The organism is Gillisia xinjiangensis, assembly GCF_046298265.1.
Lineage (GTDB): Bacteria > Bacteroidota > Bacteroidia > Flavobacteriales > Flavobacteriaceae > Gillisia > Gillisia xinjiangensis.
Map to the genome: position 1 here is coordinate 1 of NZ_JBKAHK010000134.1, position 511 is coordinate 511.

General features: G+C 63.6%; 1 protein-coding gene. It reads right to left on the reverse strand.

Translation table 11 applies throughout. The features are described 5' to 3' along the window. Positions 1 to 245, reverse strand: a 245-nt coding sequence (locus tag ACKGJN_RS16865) for a LysR family transcriptional regulator (protein WP_409540735.1), incomplete at its 3' end; no start/stop codon positions are given. Positions 246 to 511: the final 266 nt, after the last annotated feature.

The window sequence follows — 511 nt, forward strand, 5'->3', positions numbered from 1 at the left end:
GCGATACCGTCGAAGCCTTCGTGGAGGGCGGTGGCGAGCCGGTGGCCCGCCTGCGTCAACTCGTTGTGACGGGCCCGCCGCTCAACCAGGCGCACTCGAAGGTCCCGCTCCAGGAGGGCCACCTGACGGCTGACGGCGGCCTGGGTGACGCCGAGTTCCTCGGCCGCACGGGTAAAGCTCAGCGTTCTTGCCACCGCTTCGAAAGCCCGCAGAGCGGCAAAAGGAGGCAGGAGCGCCCGTGCCATTCCATTACTTCAGATAATGAGTATCTGCACCAGAGTCATTTGCGGCGGCCTGTGGGTCAAACGCAAAATGCCTGCAGCAGGCGGAATACAGCCGCAAAAAACGTTACCTTGAAGGAAGAGCGTGATGACGAAGCAGGCGGAACGGACAGCGAGGAGCGCTGCGGAGATCAGCAAGGGCGCCTTAAAAGTTATGACCATCAGCGAAGCGGAGGTCGCGCGCCTGCTCGATCCCGGGGCCCTGCTGGACGGGCTCGCCGACGGTTTCC